The sequence below is a fragment of the Streptomyces sp. NPDC060000 genome (assembly GCF_042737375.1).
Classification (GTDB): Bacteria; Actinomycetota; Actinomycetes; order Streptomycetales; family Streptomycetaceae; genus Streptomyces.
On record NZ_JBHWUU010000001.1, the window covers coordinates 223,781 to 239,845 of the forward strand.

17 protein-coding genes are annotated in these 16,065 nt (G+C 72.2%); all 17 read left to right on the forward strand.

Annotated features, from left to right (window positions below; translation table 11 throughout):
* Positions 1–145: 145 nt before the first annotated feature.
* The 17 genes from ACFWBB_RS00915 to hypE all read left to right on the forward strand — a co-directional run bounded on the left by ACFWBB_RS00915 (position 146) and on the right by hypE (position 15,910).
* The gene (locus ACFWBB_RS00915) at positions 146–460 is read left to right on the forward strand and encodes a DUF6400 family protein (protein WP_385265064.1); all 315 of its coding nucleotides are present in this window, start codon (positions 146–148) and stop codon (positions 458–460) included.
* Positions 447–704: a hypothetical protein gene (locus ACFWBB_RS00920; RefSeq protein WP_385265067.1), complete on the forward strand. Its 258-nt coding sequence runs from the start codon at positions 447–449 to the stop codon at positions 702–704. The genes ACFWBB_RS00915 and ACFWBB_RS00920 overlap by 14 nt, the downstream gene beginning before the upstream one ends.
* 207 nt (positions 705–911) lie before the next feature.
* On the forward strand, positions 912–2,693 hold the full coding sequence (locus tag ACFWBB_RS00925) for a hydrogenase maturation protein (RefSeq protein WP_385265070.1): 1,782 nt from the start codon (positions 912–914) through the stop codon (positions 2,691–2,693).
* 72 nt (positions 2,694–2,765) lie between these two features.
* Positions 2,766–3,851: a hydrogenase expression protein HypE gene (locus ACFWBB_RS00930; RefSeq protein ID WP_385265073.1), complete on the forward strand. Its 1,086-nt coding sequence runs from the start codon at positions 2,766–2,768 to the stop codon at positions 3,849–3,851.
* A gap of 81 nt (positions 3,852–3,932) precedes the next feature.
* The gene (locus ACFWBB_RS00935; RefSeq protein ID WP_385265074.1) at positions 3,933–5,714 is read left to right on the forward strand and encodes a nickel-dependent hydrogenase large subunit; all 1,782 of its coding nucleotides are present in this window, start codon (positions 3,933–3,935) and stop codon (positions 5,712–5,714) included.
* Positions 5,711–6,247 carry a hypothetical protein gene (locus tag ACFWBB_RS00940; protein ID WP_385265077.1) on the forward strand — a complete coding sequence of 179 codons (537 nt, stop codon included), beginning with the start codon at positions 5,711–5,713 and terminating at the stop codon, positions 6,245–6,247. Before ACFWBB_RS00935 ends, ACFWBB_RS00940 begins: the two co-directional genes overlap by 4 nt.
* Complete coding sequence (locus ACFWBB_RS00945; protein ID WP_385265080.1) at positions 6,244–6,885, forward strand: DUF5947 family protein; 642 nt, start codon at positions 6,244–6,246, stop codon at positions 6,883–6,885. Before ACFWBB_RS00940 ends, ACFWBB_RS00945 begins: the two co-directional genes overlap by 4 nt.
* Positions 6,882–7,574, forward strand: a complete 693-nt coding sequence (locus ACFWBB_RS00950) for a DUF6084 family protein (protein ID WP_385265083.1) — start codon at positions 6,882–6,884, stop codon at positions 7,572–7,574. Before ACFWBB_RS00945 ends, ACFWBB_RS00950 begins: the two co-directional genes overlap by 4 nt.
* Entirely contained in the window at positions 7,571–9,016 is a 1,446-nt protein-coding gene (locus ACFWBB_RS00955; RefSeq protein ID WP_385265086.1) for a hypothetical protein, read from the forward strand. Before ACFWBB_RS00950 ends, ACFWBB_RS00955 begins: the two co-directional genes overlap by 4 nt.
* Positions 9,013–9,564, forward strand: coding sequence for a hydrogenase maturation protease (locus tag ACFWBB_RS00960; RefSeq protein ID WP_385265089.1), 552 nt, complete (start codon positions 9,013–9,015; stop codon positions 9,562–9,564). Before ACFWBB_RS00955 ends, ACFWBB_RS00960 begins: the two co-directional genes overlap by 4 nt.
* A 10-nt stretch (positions 9,565–9,574) precedes the next feature.
* Positions 9,575–9,682: a DUF6893 family small protein gene (locus tag ACFWBB_RS00965; protein ID WP_385265092.1), complete on the forward strand. Its 108-nt coding sequence runs from the start codon at positions 9,575–9,577 to the stop codon at positions 9,680–9,682.
* A gap of 144 nt (positions 9,683–9,826) precedes the next feature.
* On the forward strand, positions 9,827–10,225 hold the full coding sequence (hypA, locus tag ACFWBB_RS00970; RefSeq protein WP_385265095.1) for a hydrogenase maturation nickel metallochaperone HypA: 399 nt from the start codon (positions 9,827–9,829) through the stop codon (positions 10,223–10,225).
* A 3-nt stretch (positions 10,226–10,228) separates the two neighbouring features.
* Positions 10,229–10,999, forward strand: coding sequence for a hydrogenase nickel incorporation protein HypB (gene hypB / locus ACFWBB_RS00975; protein WP_385265098.1), 771 nt, complete (start codon positions 10,229–10,231; stop codon positions 10,997–10,999).
* Positions 10,996–13,377 carry a carbamoyltransferase HypF gene (gene hypF, locus ACFWBB_RS00980; protein WP_385265101.1) on the forward strand — a complete coding sequence of 794 codons (2,382 nt, stop codon included), beginning with the start codon at positions 10,996–10,998 and terminating at the stop codon, positions 13,375–13,377. Before hypB ends, hypF begins: the two co-directional genes overlap by 4 nt.
* 31 nt (positions 13,378–13,408) lie before the next feature.
* Positions 13,409–13,714 (forward strand): HypC/HybG/HupF family hydrogenase formation chaperone, encoded by a 306-nt coding sequence (locus ACFWBB_RS00985; protein ID WP_385265104.1) that lies wholly within the window; start codon positions 13,409–13,411, stop codon positions 13,712–13,714.
* Positions 13,711–14,838 carry a hydrogenase formation protein HypD gene (gene hypD, locus ACFWBB_RS00990; protein WP_385265106.1) on the forward strand — a complete coding sequence of 376 codons (1,128 nt, stop codon included), beginning with the start codon at positions 13,711–13,713 and terminating at the stop codon, positions 14,836–14,838. Before ACFWBB_RS00985 ends, hypD begins: the two co-directional genes overlap by 4 nt.
* On the forward strand, positions 14,831–15,910 hold the full coding sequence (gene hypE / locus ACFWBB_RS00995) for a hydrogenase expression/formation protein HypE (protein WP_385265109.1): 1,080 nt from the start codon (positions 14,831–14,833) through the stop codon (positions 15,908–15,910). Before hypD ends, hypE begins: the two co-directional genes overlap by 8 nt.
* Positions 15,911–16,065: the final 155 nt, after the last annotated feature.

A 16,065-nucleotide genomic window follows, 5' to 3' on the forward strand; every position in this document is an offset into this window, starting at 1 on the left:
GTCACGGGCGCCGATGTCATGGACCTGAACACAGCTCGCAGCAGGGCGTTCCGCGCCGCCGCGAGGACAGGCCGCGCACAGGGCCGCTGTGACTTCTCCCACCCGCTCTTGCCTGCGCGAGGACCGCTTACCTACGTTCGGTCGCATGTCCCCCCATGAGCGCGCCTTTCCCGGCGAACCGGACGAACCCGATGCCGCGGGCGGGCCCGCCCCGGACCGGCCCGGCACCCGCACGTCGGCCGACTTCACCATCGACCTCGGCTCGCACGAACTGCTCAGGCGCGCTCATGTCCTGGACGCTGTCGGGCCCGACTGGGACCCCGTCGCCGTCCTGCACGGTGAGGAAGCGGCGTACGAGCTGCTGTACTCCGGCCTCGACGCGGAGCAGCAGCGCATGTACGACGAGCTGGTCTCGGCCGGTGTGCTCCCGCGAAGAGGAGGTGGCCATGCTGCCGCTTGACCCGCAGGCCGACGTCGGGCGCCGCGCCTGGGTGGCCTGCCCGAACTGTGACGACCGTCGCGGCTGCGCCACCTGCGAGCAGGGGCGGACCTGCTCCGAGCACTGGCGCTACCTGCTCTCCAACGCCGGCAGCCTGCTCCACCTCCAGTGCCGGTCGTGCACCCACATCTGGGCGCACGAGACCCACTTCGGTGCCACCCGTTCCCCGTGGGAACGCATCACGAGCGGTCTGCGACGACGGTGAGCCCCTGCGACGGCTGATCACGGCTGGCACGGGGGCGGGACGCCCATGAGCCGGTGCCTCCGCGAGCGGCGAGCGGTGAGGCCGGACGGCGGATCGGTGCCCGCTTTCGGATGATCCGACCGCCTGTCGCCGGAGGCGGCGGGCAGCGGGGGCCGAGGATCGCGGCGGCGGACACTCCTCCTGCCGTTCGTCCGCCCGGAGGCAGCCGTGCACATCCTGCTCGTAGCCAGCGCGTTCAACAGCCTGACCCAGCGCGTCCATGCCGAACTGCGCGACCGCGGCCACCGGGTGGCGGTGGAACTCGCCCTGCCGGGCACCTCACTGCCGGACGCCGTGCGACGCCACGCACCGCAGCTCATCGTCGCGCCGATGCTGAAGTCGGTGATTCCCGAGGAGGTCTGGGCGGCGCACACCTGTCTCGTCGTCCATCCGGGGCCCGTGGGCGACCGAGGACCGTCCTCCCTGGACTGGGCGATCCACGACGGCGTCGACGAGTGGGGCGTCACCGTCCTCCAGGCCGACGCGGAGATGGACGCCGGCGATGTGTGGGCCACCGTGCCGTGCCGGCTTCCCCGGGTGTCCAAGAGCGAGCTGTACCGGGGTGAGATCGCCGACGCCGCGCTCGAGGCCGTGCTGCTCGCGGTGGAGCGCTTCGCCGGGGGGACCCACGTACCGCGCCGACAGGACTCGGCGGGCACGGCCGACGCGCCACTGCGTACGCGTCCGTACCTCGACCAGGGCGTGCGGCGGATCGACTGGACCGAGGACTCCACTCGGACCGTCCTGCGCAAGCTGAGGGCGGCGGACTCGCAGCCCGGTGTGCTGGACACGCTGCTCGGCGGCGAGTGGTACCTGCACGGCGGTCACCCCGAGAGCGTGTTGCGCGGCCGCCCCGGGGAACTGCTGGCGACCCGGGCCGGCGCGGTCTGCCGGGCCACCAGGGACGGCGCCGTGTGGATCCCGGAACTGCGGCCCCGGCGCGTGGTCGATCGGCCGCCCGCCTTCAAACTGCCCGCCGTACGGGCCCTGGGCGACCGGCTGCCGCCCCTGCCCGAGCACCCCGCGCCCCTGTCGCCAGGGGCGCGGCACGACACCTGGACGGACATCCGCTACCGGGAGGACGGGAGCGTGGGCTTCCTCGCCTTCTCCTTCCCCGGCGGCGCCATGAGCACCGAGCAGTGCCGACGGCTGCTGGACGCCTACCGGGAGGCGTGCGCGCGCCCCACGTCGGTGCTGGTCCTGGGCGGCGAACGGGACTTCTTCTCCAACGGCATCCACCTCAACGTCATCGAGGCGGCCGACGATCCCGCCGCCGAGTCCTGGGCGAACATCGAAGCCATCGACGATCTGGTCGAGGCGGTCCTGACCACGACGGACCGGCTGGTGGTCTCGCAGGTCGCGGGCAACGCCGCGGCGGGCGGGGTGATGCTCGCCCTGGCGGCCGACGAGGTGTGGTGCCGCTCGGGCGCCGTACTGAACCCGCACTACCGTCTGATGGGCCTGCACGGCTCGGAGTACTGGACCCACACCCTGCCGCGCAGGGTGGGCCCCGAGACGGCCGACCGGCTCATGCGTGAGGCCCTCCCGGTGAGCTCGGCGGGCGCGCTGCGGCTGGGGCTCGTCGACCGGGTGCTCGAGTGCGGTCCCGACGGGTTCGCGCGCGAGGTCGCCGGTCTGGCGGCGCGGCTGGCGGCACTGCCCGCGACGGCGGTCCGGATCACCGGGAAGAAGACGGAGCTGGACCGGCTGGAGAGCACGACGCCGCTGGCCGGCTTCCGTGAGCGGGAGCTGGCCCTGATGCGCCGGACGTTCGACGATCCGGACGCGCCGTATCACGCACTGCGACGTTCCTTCGTCCACAAGAAGCGGCCGTCGGGCACCCCGCCGCACCTCGCCCCGGCCGCGGTTGCGGAAACCGGCCCGGTCCCCTCCGCCGCCGGCGTCACCCGAACGGCCCCGCTCGGCAGCTCATCGCGACCGATCGGCTGATACGAAGAATCACGAAGACATTGACGGTCGACATGCAGGCCTTCATCCCTTACCTCCCCAGGAGGCGGTCCCATGACTGAGGCCACGCCGGGCACGGTCCGCGCTGCGGAAGCCGACAGCGCGCCCGACGAGACACCCACGATCCACATTCTCTGGATCAACGCGGGGCTGAGCTGCGACGGCGACTCGGTCTCGTTGACGGCGGCCATGCAGCCCAGCATCGAGGAGATCGTGCTCGGTGTGCTGCCGGGGCTCCCGAAGATCGCCGTCCACTGGCCGCTCATCGACTTCGAATGCGGTCCGATCGGCGGCTCGGACACGTTCATCGAGTGGTTCTTCAAGGGGGAGCGGGGCGAGATCGACCCGTTCGTGCTGGTCGTCGAGGGCTCCATCCCCAACGAGGCGATCAAGCCCGAGGGCTACTGGTGCGGCTTCGGCGACAACCCGGAGACCGGCCAGCCGATCACCACCAGCGAGTGGATCGACCGGCTCGCCCCGAAGGCCCTGGCGGTCGTCGCCATCGGCACCTGTGCCACCTACGGCGGCATCCACGCCATGGCGGGCAACCCGACCGGCGCGATGGGCGTGCCGGACTACCTCGGCTGGGACTGGAAGTCACACGCCGGCATCCCGATCGTGTGCGTCCCCGGCTGTCCGATCCAGCCCGACAACTTCTCCGAGACGCTCACCTATCTGCTCTACCAGGCGTCCGGCGCCGCCCCGATGATCCCGCTGGACGACAAACTGCGCCCCACCTGGCTGTTCGGAGCCACCGTCCACGAGGGCTGCGACCGCGCCGGCTACTACGAACAGGGTCAGTTCGCCCTGTCGTACGACTCGCCGACGTGCCTGGTCAAGCTCGGCTGCTGGGGCCCGGTCGTCAAGTGCAACGTGCCCAAGCGCGGCTGGATGAACGGGATCGGCGGCTGCCCCAACGTCGGCGGCATCTGCATCGCCTGCACCATGCCGGGCTTCCCCGACAAGTTCATGCCGTTCATGGACGAACCCCCCGGCGCCAAGGTGTCGAGCAACGCCAGCGGGGCCTACGGCGCCGTGGTGCGCAAGCTGCGCTCGATCACGGCGAAGACGGTGGACAAGGAGCCCAAGTGGCGCCGTACCGGAGAGAAGATCACCACCGGCTACCGGCCTCCCTGGTGACCTCTCACCGCGAGTGACCCGCTTCTGCTTCGTGCACCCCCCACACCCCAACCCCGCGCGACGAAGGGCACGGCAAAGACGATGGCAAGGACGAAGGCGGCCGGAGACGGCAGCGGCCTGGTGGAGATGGCCTGGGATCCGATCACCCGGATCGTGGGCAGCCTGGGCATCCACACGAAGATCGACTTCAAGCAGAAGCGGGTCGCGGAGTGCTACAGTACCTCGTCGGTCTTCCGCGGCTACAGCGTCTTCATGCGCGGCAAGGACCCCCGCGACGCGCACTTCATCACCAGCCGCATCTGCGGGATCTGCGGTGACAACCACGCCACCTGCTCGGTGTACGCGCAGAACATGGCGTACGGCGTGAAGCCCCCGCACCTCGCCGAATGGATCATCAACCTGGGTGAGTCCGCGGAGTACATGTTCGACCACAACATCTTCCAGGAGAACCTGGTGGGGGTCGACTACTGCGAGAAGATGGTCCGGGAGACCAACCCCGGGGTCCTCGAACTCGCCGAGCGCACCGAGGCCCCGCACGCGGCCGAGCACGGCTACCGCACCATCGCCGACATCATGCGCTCGCTGAACCCCCTCGAAGGGGAGTTCTACCGTGAGGCGCTCCAGGTCAGCCGCTACACCCGCGAGATGTTCTGCCTGATGGAGGGCCGCCATGTGCACCCCTCCACGCTCTACCCGGGCGGCGTCGGCACCATCGCCTCCGTGCAGCTCTTCACGGACTACCTCAGCCGCCTGATGCGCTACGTCGAGTTCATGAAGCGGGTCGTGCCCCTGCACGACGACCTGTTCGACTTCTTCTACGAGGCGCTGCCCGGCTACGAGGAAGTGGGCCGCCGCCGGGTCCTGCTCGGCTGCTGGGGCGCGCTCAACGACCCCGAGTACTGCGACTTCACCTACGCCAACATGTCGGACTGGGGCCGGCGGATGTTCGTCACGCCCGGCATCGTCGTCGACGGCAAACTGGTCACCAACGACCTCACCGAGATCAACCTCGGCATCCGCATCCTGCTGGGCAGCTCCTACTACGAGGACTGGCAGGGCCAGGAGCAGTTCGTCACCCACGACCCGCTCGGCAACCCGGTGGACCCGCGCCACCCGTGGAACCAGCACACCATCCCCGCCCCGCAGAAGCGGAACTTCGACGACAAGTACAGCTGGGTGATGTCCCCGCGCTGGTTCGACGGCAAGGACCACCTCGCCCTGGACACCGGCGGCGGCCCCATCGCCCGCCTGTGGTCGACCGCGCTGTCCGGGCTCGTCGACATCGGGTACGTCAAGGCCACCGGCCACAGCGTGGTCATCAACCTGCCGCGCACCATGACCAAGCCCGAGACCAGCTTCGAGTGGAAGATCCCGAAGTGGTCCAACGCGCTGGAGCGCAACCGCGCGCGCACCTACTTCCAGGCGTACGCGGCCGCCGTCGCCCTGCACTTCGCGGAGAAGGGCCTCGAGGAGGTCCGCGCCGGACGCACCCAGACCTGGGAGAAGTTCGAGGTCCCCGACGAGGGTCTCGGCGTCGGCTTCACCGAGGCGGTCCGCGGTGTCCTCTCCCACCACATGGTGATCCGCGACGGCAAGATCGCCAACTACCACCCGTATCCGCCCACCCCGTGGAACGCCAGCACCAGGGACTCCTTCGGCACGCCCGGCCCGTACGAGGACGCCGTGCAGAACACCCCCATCTTCGAGGAGAACACCCCGGAGAACTTCAAGGGCATCGACATCATGCGCGCCGTCCGCAGCTTCGACCCCTGTCTGCCCTGCGGTGTCCACATGTACGTCGGCGGAGGCAAGACGGTGAAGTCGATGCACGTGCCCACCGGCCTGAGCGGACTGGGCGGATGAGCGCCCCCACGGCGGCGCGGCCCGTCGACGCGGAGCAGACCGGACGCCGGGTCGAGGAGGTGCTGGACCGGCTGGCCGCGAGCGCGGACCCGGCCGCAACGGCGGCGGCCGAGGAACTCGTCCGCACCCTCATGGACTTCTACGGCTCCGGCCTGGCCCGCGTCCTGCACCTGCTGTCCGCCGCTCCGGGCGACCCGGTGGCGGCCCTGCTAGGCGACGAACTCGTCGCGAGCCTCCTGGTCCTGCACGACCTGCACCCCGAGGACCGCGACACCCGCATCGCCCGGGCCCTCGACAGCGTCCGCGAACACGCCCTGGACGTCGTGGACTTCGAGGAGGCGAGCGGCGCCCTGACCCTGCGGGCCCGGGAGGAGTCCGGCGGTTGCGGCTGCGGCTCGGGGGCGAGCGCCCTGGAGGCGGCGCGGGCAGCCCTCGCCTGCTTCGCGCCCGAGGTCAGGGCCGTCGACGTACAGAAAACACCCGCGGGGCCCACGCTCCTGCAGATCGGCACGGCACCGACGGGGGCCCGATGACGGCGTCCCCGGCGACGCGCCCGCCCGGCCTGCGGAGGTTCCTCACCGAGCGAACTCCGCAGCCCGAACGGTGCGAGCTGTGCGCCGTGACGGTGCAGGCGGACCACCGTCACCTCGTCGACACCGACCGACGCGCCCTGGTCTGCGCGTGCGTGCCCTGCGCGCTGCTGATGGAACAGCCGGGCGCCGCCGCGGGTCGCTTCCGCACGGTCCCGGCCCGCTACCTCACCGACCCCGGACACCGCCTCGACGAGAGCGCGTGGGAGGCCTTGCAGATTCCGGTCGGCGTCGCGTTCCTCTTCCGCAACGCGGCCCTCGACCGGCTGGTCGCCCTCTATCCGAGCCCGGCCGGCGCCACCGAGAGCGAACTCGACCCGGCGACCTGGACGGCGGTCCTCGGCGGCAGCCGTCTCGCCGGACTGCTCGAGCCCGACGTGGAGGCGCTGCTGCTGCGGCGCACCGACGGCCGCTTCGAGTGCCACCTCGTACCGATCGACATCTGCTACGAACTCGTCGGCCGGATGCGCCTGTTGTGGCAGGGCTTCGACGGCGGGGCCGAGGCCCGCGCCGCTCTGGACGCGTTCTTCGCGGACGTCTCGCGACGTGTCCGGCCCGTGCAAGGGGCGGTGCGGCCGTGACGGAGTTCTCCTTCGCCTGCGCCGGCGTCCGCGCCGACCGCTACGCCGCCGGACCGACGCTCGTCTTCCGGCTGCGCGTCACCGCCGCCGACAGCGCCCGCGTGCACGCCCTCGCGCTGCGCTGCCAGATCCGCATCGAACCCGCCCGCCGCGGCTACGGGTCCGCCGAGGCCGACGGTCTGGCGGACCTCTTCGGCGAGCGCTCCCGCTGGGGCAGCACGCTCAAGCCGGTGCAGTTCGCACAGGTCCCGCTCATGGTCCCCGGTTTCACCGGAGAGACCGAAGCCGACCTCGTCGTGCCCTGCACCTACGACATGGACATCGCGGCGACCCGCTACCTCGACGCCCTCACCGAAGGCGAGGTCCCGCTGCTGATGCTGTTCTCCGGTACGGCGTTCACCGGGGACGCCGGTTTCCAGGTGGAGCCGGTGCCGTGGGACCGGGAGGCGGCCTTCCGGATGCCGGTCGCCGTCTGGCGGGAGATGGTCGAGCAGCACTTCCCCGGATGCGGCTGGATCCGGCTGCCGCGCGACACCATGGACGCCCTCCTCGCCTACCGATCCCGGCGCGCGCTGCCCTCCTGGGAGGCGACCCTCAAGTCCCTGCTCGACGGCGGCGGCGCCGTGGACCTGCCCCGGAGCGACCCGCTGCGCGCGCTCACCGGCAGCACCGGAAGGACGGATCAGTGACCGTGACCGCGTTCGCCTCCGAGACGGAGCAGCGGTTCGCCCTCGCCCGGCAGGTGGCCGACGCCGTCCTCTTCGAGGGCTATGTGCTCTACCCGTACCGCGCCTCGGCGGCCAAGAACCGGCTGCGCTGGCAGTTCGGCGTCCTGGTGCCGCCGCGTTGGGGCGCGGACTGCGAGGAGCACGACTTCCAGCACACCGAATGCCTGATGGAACCGAAGGCGGGCGCGACCCTGTCGGTCGAGGTGCGCTTCCTGCACGCCCGGCGGCGCACGGTGCAGCGGGTCCGCCAGGACGGCGGCTTCGAGACCGTGTCCGAACTCCGCCTCGACGACCGGGTGCTGGTGCCCTGGGACGAGGGGAACGAGGAGCGTGTAGAGGTGGTCGCCGCCATGGACGAGCTCCTCGGCGACGGAGTGACGCATCCCTTCCGGCGCCCAGCCCGGGAGGACACCGCACCGGTCCTGGACGCGGCCGGCCGCACCGTCGGCCGGCTCCAGCGGCGGTGCGAGGAGATCAGCGGGACGATCCGGCTGTCCGCCCGCGAACTCGACGGCCCCTACCGGGCGATGCGGCTGACCGCCGTCGTCGAGAACACCAGTGCCTGGACACCGTCCGAGGGCCGCGACGCCGGCCGGGACGCGGCGCTGCCGCACTCCCTGGTCGCCACCCACCTCCTCATGGCCCTCAGCTCCGGATCGTTCCTGTCGATGACCGATCCACCCGAGTGGGCGAAGGGCGCCGTCGCCGCCTGCCGCAACCTGCACACCTGGCCCGTACTGGCCGGCGAGACCGGCAGCGCCGACCTCGTGCTGTCCTCGCCGATCATCCTGGAGGACCATCCGGCCATCGCGCCGGAGAGCCCCGGGGCGCTCTACGACGCCACCGAGATCGACGAGATCCTCGCGCTGCGCACCGCGGCCCTCACCGACGAGGAGAAACGCGAGGCCCGGGGCACCGACGAGCGGGCGGCAGCCGTGATCGAGCTGGCGGACTCGATGCCGGCCGAGGTGCTGGAGCGGCTGCACGGAGCGGTGCGCAGCCTGCGCGAGGTGACCGGCCCCGACCCCACCGCCCCGGCTCCCACCGCCCCGGACGGCGGATTCCCCGACGAGTACGGGGTGCAACGGCCGGACACCCCCTGGTGGGACCCCGCGAGCGAGGCGGGCTTCGACCCGGCGCGGGATCAGGTGCTCGTGGACGGCCGGCCGGTGGCCAAGGGCAGCCGCGTCGAGCTGCGCCCGGGCCTGCGGCGCACCGACGCGCAGGACATCTTCCTGCGCGGCCGCACCGCGAGGGTCGAGGCCGTGCTGCACGACGTCGACGGCGGTGTGCACCTGGCGGTCACGGTCGAGGGCGACCCGGGCGCCGACATCCGCCGCGAGCAGGGCCGGTTCCTGTACTTCCAGCCCGATGAGGTCACCCCGCTGGAGGACGACGCATGAACCCGTCCCCACCGGCGGTTCCGAGGACGCTCGTCGCGGGCATCGGCAACATCTTCCTCGGGGACGACGGCTTCGGCGTGGAGACCGCCCGTCGCCTCGCCGAGCGCGACCTGCCCGGACACACCGAGGTCGTGGACATCGGGGTGCGCGGAGTGCACCTCGCCTACCAGCTCCTGGACGGCTACGACACCCTCGTCCTGGTGGACGCCACGGCGCGCGGCGGAGCCCCCGGCACGCTGTACGTGATCGAACACGAGACCGGCGGCGGTAGCCGGTCGCCCGGCCCGCCCGCGCTGGACGGCCACCGGATGACCCCGGACACCGTCCTGGCGCTGCTGGGCACCCTGTGCGCCGGGACCGGTGGCGAGCCACCACGCCGCGTCCTGGTCGTCGGATGCGAACCGGCCTCGGTCGAGGAGGGCATCGGTCTCAGCGCGCCGGTCTCCGACGCCGTACCGGAGGCCGTCCGGCTGATCGAGGAGCTGCTGCTGGACGAAGCGCCGGGAGAGTCCGCGCCGCGGGCCACGGCCGGAGGGACCCCGACATGAGGAGAGACGGATGAAGAAGACGATCGTCATCGGCGGAGCGGCCCTGGCGGCCCTGGTCGCCCTCGGCATCGAGGTGTTCCCCGACCTGAGGCGCTACCTGCGGATCCGACGGATGTGAACCGAGGCCACCACCGGCAGGCCCGCGCGGTTGCGTCGAACGGCGTACCCGCCGGCCGGTGACGGCGTGCCGGGCCTTACCACCCGGCGGCGCACGCCTCTAATGAAGGCCGACCGGAGGCAGGCCGCACAAGGACGGAGACCCATGCACGAGATGTCCGTCGCGATGGCCGTCGTCGACCAGGTGGCAGAGGCCGCCGAACGGGCCGGCGATGTCACGGCGGTTCGATCGGTACGGCTCCAGGTGGGCGAACTGGCCGGCGTCGTGGCCGACGCGCTCGCCTTCTCCTTCGAACTGGTCTGCGCCGGAACCCTGCTGGAGGGCGCCGAACTGATCACCGAGGAGGTGCCGGGGCGGGCCCGCTGCACGCCCTGCGCACACGAATGGGCCGTCGGCATGCCGCCCCGGCTGACCTGCCCCGTCTGCGACGGGACGAGCACCGATCTGCTCGCGGGCCGGGAACTGCGGATCGCCGCCGTGCAGTGGGAGACCGACGACGCCACACCGGCACCCACCCGCGAACCGATCTCCGAGGAGTGCTGAACCATGTGTCGTGTCGTCGACCTGCGGCAGGCCGTGCTGGCGAAGAACGACGCGAGTGCCCACGCGCTGCGCGCCCGCCTCGCGGCCCACGGCACCACCGTCGTCAACCTGTTGTCCAGTCCGGGCAGCGGCAAGACCGCCCTGCTCGAGAGTGAGCTGCTGCGGGCACGGGAGCGGTCCGTGCCCGTCGCGGCGCTGACCGCCGATCTCGCCACCGAGAACGACGCGACACGGCTCGCCCGGTCCGGCGCCCCGGTCAAGCAGGTGCTCACCGACGGACTGTGTCATCTGGAGGCGGGGATGCTCGCCGGGCACCTGGACGGGTGGCTGCCCGACGGCACCCGGCTGCTGTTCGTGGAGAACGTCGGCAACCTCGTCTGTCCCGCCTCCTACGACCTGGGGGAGACCCTGAGAGTCGTCCTCGCCTCGGTGACGGAGGGGGAGGACAAGCCACTCAAGTACCCCACCGCGTTCGGTCTCGCCCACCTGGTCGTGGTCACCAAGACCGACATCGCGGAGGCCGTGGAGTTCGACGAGATCGCCTTCCGCGCGAACGTGCAGCAGGTCAACCCGGGCGTCGAGGTGATCCTGACCTCGGCTCGCCGGGGTACGGGCGTGGGCGTGCTGCTCGACCGGGCACTCGCCGCCGCGGAGGGCGCGCCCCCGCACGCGCCGGTGATGGCCGGCCGGCCGGATTTCCCTCACGGCCACCCGCACCCGCACACCCATGCCGGCGAGACCGACGCCGGTGGCCTCGCGCCCACCCGCTCGTGAGCGCTCCGCCGTCGGCCGCCGTCGCCGAGGACCTTCCGCTGCGCCGCCGGGTCACCGTCCGGGGGGTGGTGCAGGGCGTGGGCTTCCGGCCCTACCTGTACGGCCTCGCCACCGAACTCGCCCTGGCCGGACACGTGACCAACACCCCGGAGGGCGTCGTCGTGGAGGTCGAGGGCGCCGCCTCGGCCGTGGCGCGTTTCTGCGACCGGATCGCCGCCCAGGCGCCCCCGCTGGCCCGCGTCGAGTCCGTCCACCACCGGGAGATGCCTCCCGTCGGCGGCACCGCGTTCACCATCCTCACCTCCCGCACCGACGGACCGGCCCGCACACTGGTCTCCCCGGACTCGGCCACCTGCGCCGACTGTCTCGCCGAGCTGGCCGACCCGGCGGACCGGCGCCACCGCCACCCGTTCGTCAACTGCACGCACTGCGGCCCGCGGTTCACGATCGTCACCGGCGTGCCCTACGACCGGGCCCACACCACCATGGCCGGCTTCGCGATGTGCCCAGACTGCGCCCGCGAGTACGCCGATCCGGCCGACCGCCGCTTCCACGCGCAGCCGGTCGCCTGTCCGGCCTGCGGGCCGCGGCTGCGGCTGCTCGCCGCCCGGGAGCCGGGCCCCCGGATCGTCGAGGGCGTGGACCCCGTCACCGAGGCGCGCGCGCTGCTGACCCGGGGCGCGATCCTCGCCGTGAAGGGCCTGGGCGGCTACCACCTGGCCTGCGACGCCACGAACGAGACGGCGGTCGCCCTGCTGCGACACCGCAAGGCGCGCGGGGACAAGCCGTTCGCCGTCATGGCCGCCACCGCGGACGACGTCCGCCACCTCGTCCGGCTGAGTCCTGAGGAGCGGACCCTGCTCGAGGACCGGGCCAGGCCCGTCGTACTGCTGAGACGGCGTCCGCACCCGTCGTACGCGGCCGGGGACGCACGGCCCGCCGAGGCCGTCGCGCCCGGCAGCCCCGACCTGGGCGTCCTGCTGCCCTACACGCCCCTGCATCATCTGCTGCTCGGCCTGCCCGGCGACCCGGAGGGCCCCCGGCTGCTGGTCATGACCAGTGGCAACGTGTCCGGTGAACCCATCGTCACCGACGACACCGAGGCACTGGAGCGCCTCGCGTACCTGGCCGACGCCTGGCTCACGCACGACCGGCCGATCCATGTCCCGTGCGACGACTCCGTGGTCCGCGTCTGCGACGGGGAGCCGCTGGTGATCCGCCGCTCCCGGGGCTATGCCCCACTGCCGGTCCCGCTTCCGCTGTCCGTGCGGCCGGCCCTCGCCGTCGGCGGCGACCTGAAGAACGCCTTCTGCCTGGGGGCGGGCCGCCGGGCCTGGCTGTCGGCGCACATCGGCGACATGGACGACGTCGGCACCCAGCGGGCCTTCGAACGCGCGGTGGCGCAGGCGGAGTCCCTCACGGGGGTGCGGCCCGAGACCCTGGTGTCCGACCGGCATCCCGGTTACCGCTCCGTCCGGTGGGCCGACCGCAACGCGGCGCACCGGCCCGTCGTACGCGTCCAGCACCATCACGCGCACGTCGCCGCCGCGATGGCCGAGCACGGCCTCGACGGCACCCGTGCGGTGATCGGCGTCGCCTTCGACGGCACCGGCCACGGCGACGACGGAGCCGTGTGGGGCGGGGAGTTCCTGCTCGCGGACTACGACCGCTTCACCCGCTTCGGACACCTCGCGTACGTCCCGCTGCCCGGTGGTGACGCCGCGGTGCGCCGGCCGTACCGCATGGCGCTGGCCCACCTGAGGGCGGCCGGGATCGGCTGGTCCGACGACCTGCCCTGTACGGCCGTCTGCCCGCCCGACGAACTGCGCCTGCTGGAGCGGCAGTTGGAGCGCGGCCTGAACTGCGTCCCCACCTCCAGCATGGGCCGGCTCTTCGATGCCGTGTCCTCCCTCGCCGGGGTGTGTCACCGCGCCGGATACGAGGCACAGGCCGCCGTGGAGCTGGAAGGCGCCGCACTGCTCGCACCCGACGGGGACACCACCGCGTACGCCTTCGCCCTGCGCACGGCACAGGAGGACGGCGGCGGCGCGGTCGGGGCCGACGCGGCACCCGTGCTCGCGGCGATCGTCCGCGACCTGCGCGCGGGCGTCGAACCGGCCGTGCTCGCGGCTCGCTTCCACCGGGCGGTGACCGGCCTGGTGCACCGGATGTGCGCGCGGGCCCGGGAGCGGCACGGGCTGGACACGGTCGCCCTGACCGGCGGTGTGTTCGCCAACACGCTGCTGTCCTCGGCCTGTGCCACCGCCCTGCGCGACGACGGCTTCACGGTCCTGCGGCACCGGCTGGTGCCGCCCAACGACGGCGGTCTGGCGCTGGGCCAGCTGATGGTGGCCGCCCGGGCCACCCCCGCCGACTGAGCAACGCGCGACCCACAGCGAGGAGAGGCTCATGTGCCTGGCGGTACCCGGCAGAGTGCTGGACATCGAGGACAGGGACGGCACCCGGATGGCCACCGTCGACTTCGGCGGCGTGGTCAAGGAGGTGTGCCTGGAGTACCTGCCCGACCTGCGGGTCGGCGAGTACGCCATCGTCCACGTCGGCTTCGCCCTGCAACGGCTGGACGAGGATTCGGCGCGGCAGACACTCGAGCTCTTCGCCGAACTCGGCATGCTGCAGGAGGAGTTCGGCGACCCCTGGGAGACGGCGGCGGCAGCGGCGGGCGTGGACCCGCTGGAAGAGGTGCGCAACCAGTGAAGTACATCGACGAGTTCCAGGACCCGGAGCTGGCACGCCGGCTCCTCGACGACATCCACGCCACGGTGACCAGGCCGTGGGCCCTGATGGAGGTGTGCGGAGGGCAGACGCACAGCATCATCCGGCACGGCATCGACCAGCTCCTGCCGGCCGAGATCGAACTGATCCACGGGCCCGGCTGCCCGGTCTGCGTGACCCCGCTGGAGGTCATCGACAAGGCCCTGGAGATCGCCTCCCGGCCGGGGGTGATCTTCTGCTCCTTCGGTGACATGCTGCGGGTGCCGGGCACCGGACGGGACCTGTTCCAGGTCCGCGGCGAGGGCGGCGACGTACGCGTCGTCTACTCGCCGCTCGACGCGCTGCGGATCGCGCAGCAGAACCCGGACCGCGAAGTGGTGTTCTTCGGCATCGGCTTCGAGACGACGGCGCCCCCCAACGCGATGACGGTCCATCAGGCCCGGAAGCTCGGCATCCCGAACTTCAGCATGCTGGTGTCCCATGTCCGCGTACCGCCCGCCATCGAGGCGATCATGTCGTCACCCCGCTGCCGGGTGCAGGGCTTCCTCGCGGCCGGGCACGTGTGCAGCGTCATGGGCGTGGACGAGTACCCGGAACTGGCCGAGCGCTTCCGCGTCCCCATCGTGGTGACCGGCTTCGAGCCGCTGGACATCCTCGAAGGCGTGCGCCGGGCCGTCCGTCAGCTGGAACGCGGCGAGCACACCGTCGACAACGCCTATGCCCGCGCCGTCCGTCCGGAGGGCAACCCGGCCGCCCGGGCCATGCTGGAGGACGTCTTCGAGGTCACCGACCGGGCCTGGCGCGGCATCGGCGTGATCCCCGACAGCGGCTGGCGGCTGTCGTCGAAGTACCGCGACCACGATGCCGAGCACCGCTTCCCGGTCGGCGGGATCCGGACGGAGGAACCCGCCGAGTGCCGCAGCGGAGAGGTCCTGCAAGGGCTGCTCAAGCCGCACGAGTGCGAGGCCTTCGGCACCCTGTGCACCCCGCGCACCCCCCTGGGCGCCACCATGGTCTCCAGCGAGGGCGCCTGTGCCGCCTACTACCTCTACCGGCGTCTGGACATGCCCACCGCCACGACCCGGGAGGCGAGCCCCGTTGTCTGACACCACCGGTCTCCCCGCCCCGGCCCTGGACCCCGAAGGATGGACGTGTCCGGCGCCGGTACGCGACCGGCCGCGCGTCGTCATGGGCCACGGCGGCGGTGGGGTCCTCTCCGCCGAACTGGTCCAGCAGATCTTCGCGCCCGCCTTCGGGGGCGAGGTGCTCGCCCAGCTGGGTGACTCCGCCGTTCTCTCCCTGGGCGGTGCCCGGCTGGCGTTCTCCACCGACTCCTACGTGGTGCGGCCGCTGTTCTTCCCCGGCGGCAGCATCGGCGATCTCGCGGTCAACGGCACCGTCAACGACCTCGCGATGAGCGGCGCCCGCGCCGCCTACCTCTCCTGCGGATTCATCCTCGAGGAGGGCGTCGAGCTGGACGTGGTCAGGCGGGTGTCCGAGGCGCTGGGCGCTGCCGCGCGTACCGCCGGCGTGGAGGTCGCCACCGGGGACACCAAAGTGGTGGAGTCCGGACACGGCGACGGGATCTACGTCAACACCGCGGGCATCGGTCTCATCCCCGCGGGCGTCGATCTGCGGGCGCAACGGGTCGTCCCCGGTGACGTCGTGATCGTCAGCGGCGCCATCGGTGTCCACGGGGTGGCGGTCATGAGCGTGCGCGAGGGCCTGGAGTTCGGGGTGGAGATCAAGAGCGACTGCGCGGCGCTCGGCGGTCTGGTCGACGCCATGCTCGCCGTCACCCCGGATCTGCACGTGCTGCGCGATCCCACCCGAGGCGGCCTGGCCGCCGCACTCAACGAGATCGCCGCGGCCTCGGGAACGGGGGTGGTGATCCGGGAACGGGACGTCCCGGTCCCGCCGGCCGTGGCCAACGCCTGCGCCATCCTCGGCCTGGACCCCATGTACATCGCCAACGAGGGCAAGCTGGTGGCGTTCGTCCCGCGCGCACATGCCGACGCCGTCCTCGAGGCGATGCGGGCCCATCCTCTGGGCACCGACTCCGTGATCATCGGTGAGGCCGTGGAGGCGCATCCCGGAATGGTCGTCGCCAGGACGGGCCTGGGCGGAACACGGGTGGTCGATCTGCCCATCGGGGAGCAGCTGCCGCGGATCTGCTGACCCGGACACGCACACCGGGTCGCTCTCACCGGGGCACTGCCATTGGGGCCGTTGCCGGCGGGCCGTCGTCACCGGTCCGTCGTCACCGGGCCGTAGTCACCGGGCCTCGCTCGGTCTCGCCGGCCGGGGAACCGGCCGTCCCCGCGTCGGACCGG

What these genes read in the sequence shown, in the direction of transcription:
- ACFWBB_RS00915 (WP_385265064.1), top strand. Translation starts at nt 146, where the DNA reads ATGTCCCCCCATGAGCGCGCCTTTCCCGGCGAACCGGACGAACCCGAT.
- ACFWBB_RS00920 (WP_385265067.1), top strand. Translation starts at nt 447, where the DNA reads ATGCTGCCGCTTGACCCGCAGGCCGACGTCGGGCGCCGCGCCTGGGTG.
- ACFWBB_RS00930 (WP_385265073.1), top strand. Translation starts at nt 2,766, where the DNA reads ATGACTGAGGCCACGCCGGGCACGGTCCGCGCTGCGGAAGCCGACAGC.
- ACFWBB_RS00935 (WP_385265074.1), top strand. Translation starts at nt 3,933, where the DNA reads ATGGCAAGGACGAAGGCGGCCGGAGACGGCAGCGGCCTGGTGGAGATG.
- ACFWBB_RS00940 (WP_385265077.1), top strand. Translation starts at nt 5,711, where the DNA reads ATGAGCGCCCCCACGGCGGCGCGGCCCGTCGACGCGGAGCAGACCGGA.
- ACFWBB_RS00945 (WP_385265080.1), top strand. Translation starts at nt 6,244, where the DNA reads ATGACGGCGTCCCCGGCGACGCGCCCGCCCGGCCTGCGGAGGTTCCTC.
- ACFWBB_RS00960 (WP_385265089.1), top strand. Translation starts at nt 9,013, where the DNA reads ATGAACCCGTCCCCACCGGCGGTTCCGAGGACGCTCGTCGCGGGCATC.
- ACFWBB_RS00965 (WP_385265092.1), top strand. Translation starts at nt 9,575, where the DNA reads ATGAAGAAGACGATCGTCATCGGCGGAGCGGCCCTGGCGGCCCTGGTC.
- hypA (WP_385265095.1), top strand. Translation starts at nt 9,827, where the DNA reads ATGCACGAGATGTCCGTCGCGATGGCCGTCGTCGACCAGGTGGCAGAG.
- hypB (WP_385265098.1), top strand. Translation starts at nt 10,229, where the DNA reads ATGTGTCGTGTCGTCGACCTGCGGCAGGCCGTGCTGGCGAAGAACGAC.
- ACFWBB_RS00985 (WP_385265104.1), top strand. Translation starts at nt 13,409, where the DNA reads ATGTGCCTGGCGGTACCCGGCAGAGTGCTGGACATCGAGGACAGGGAC.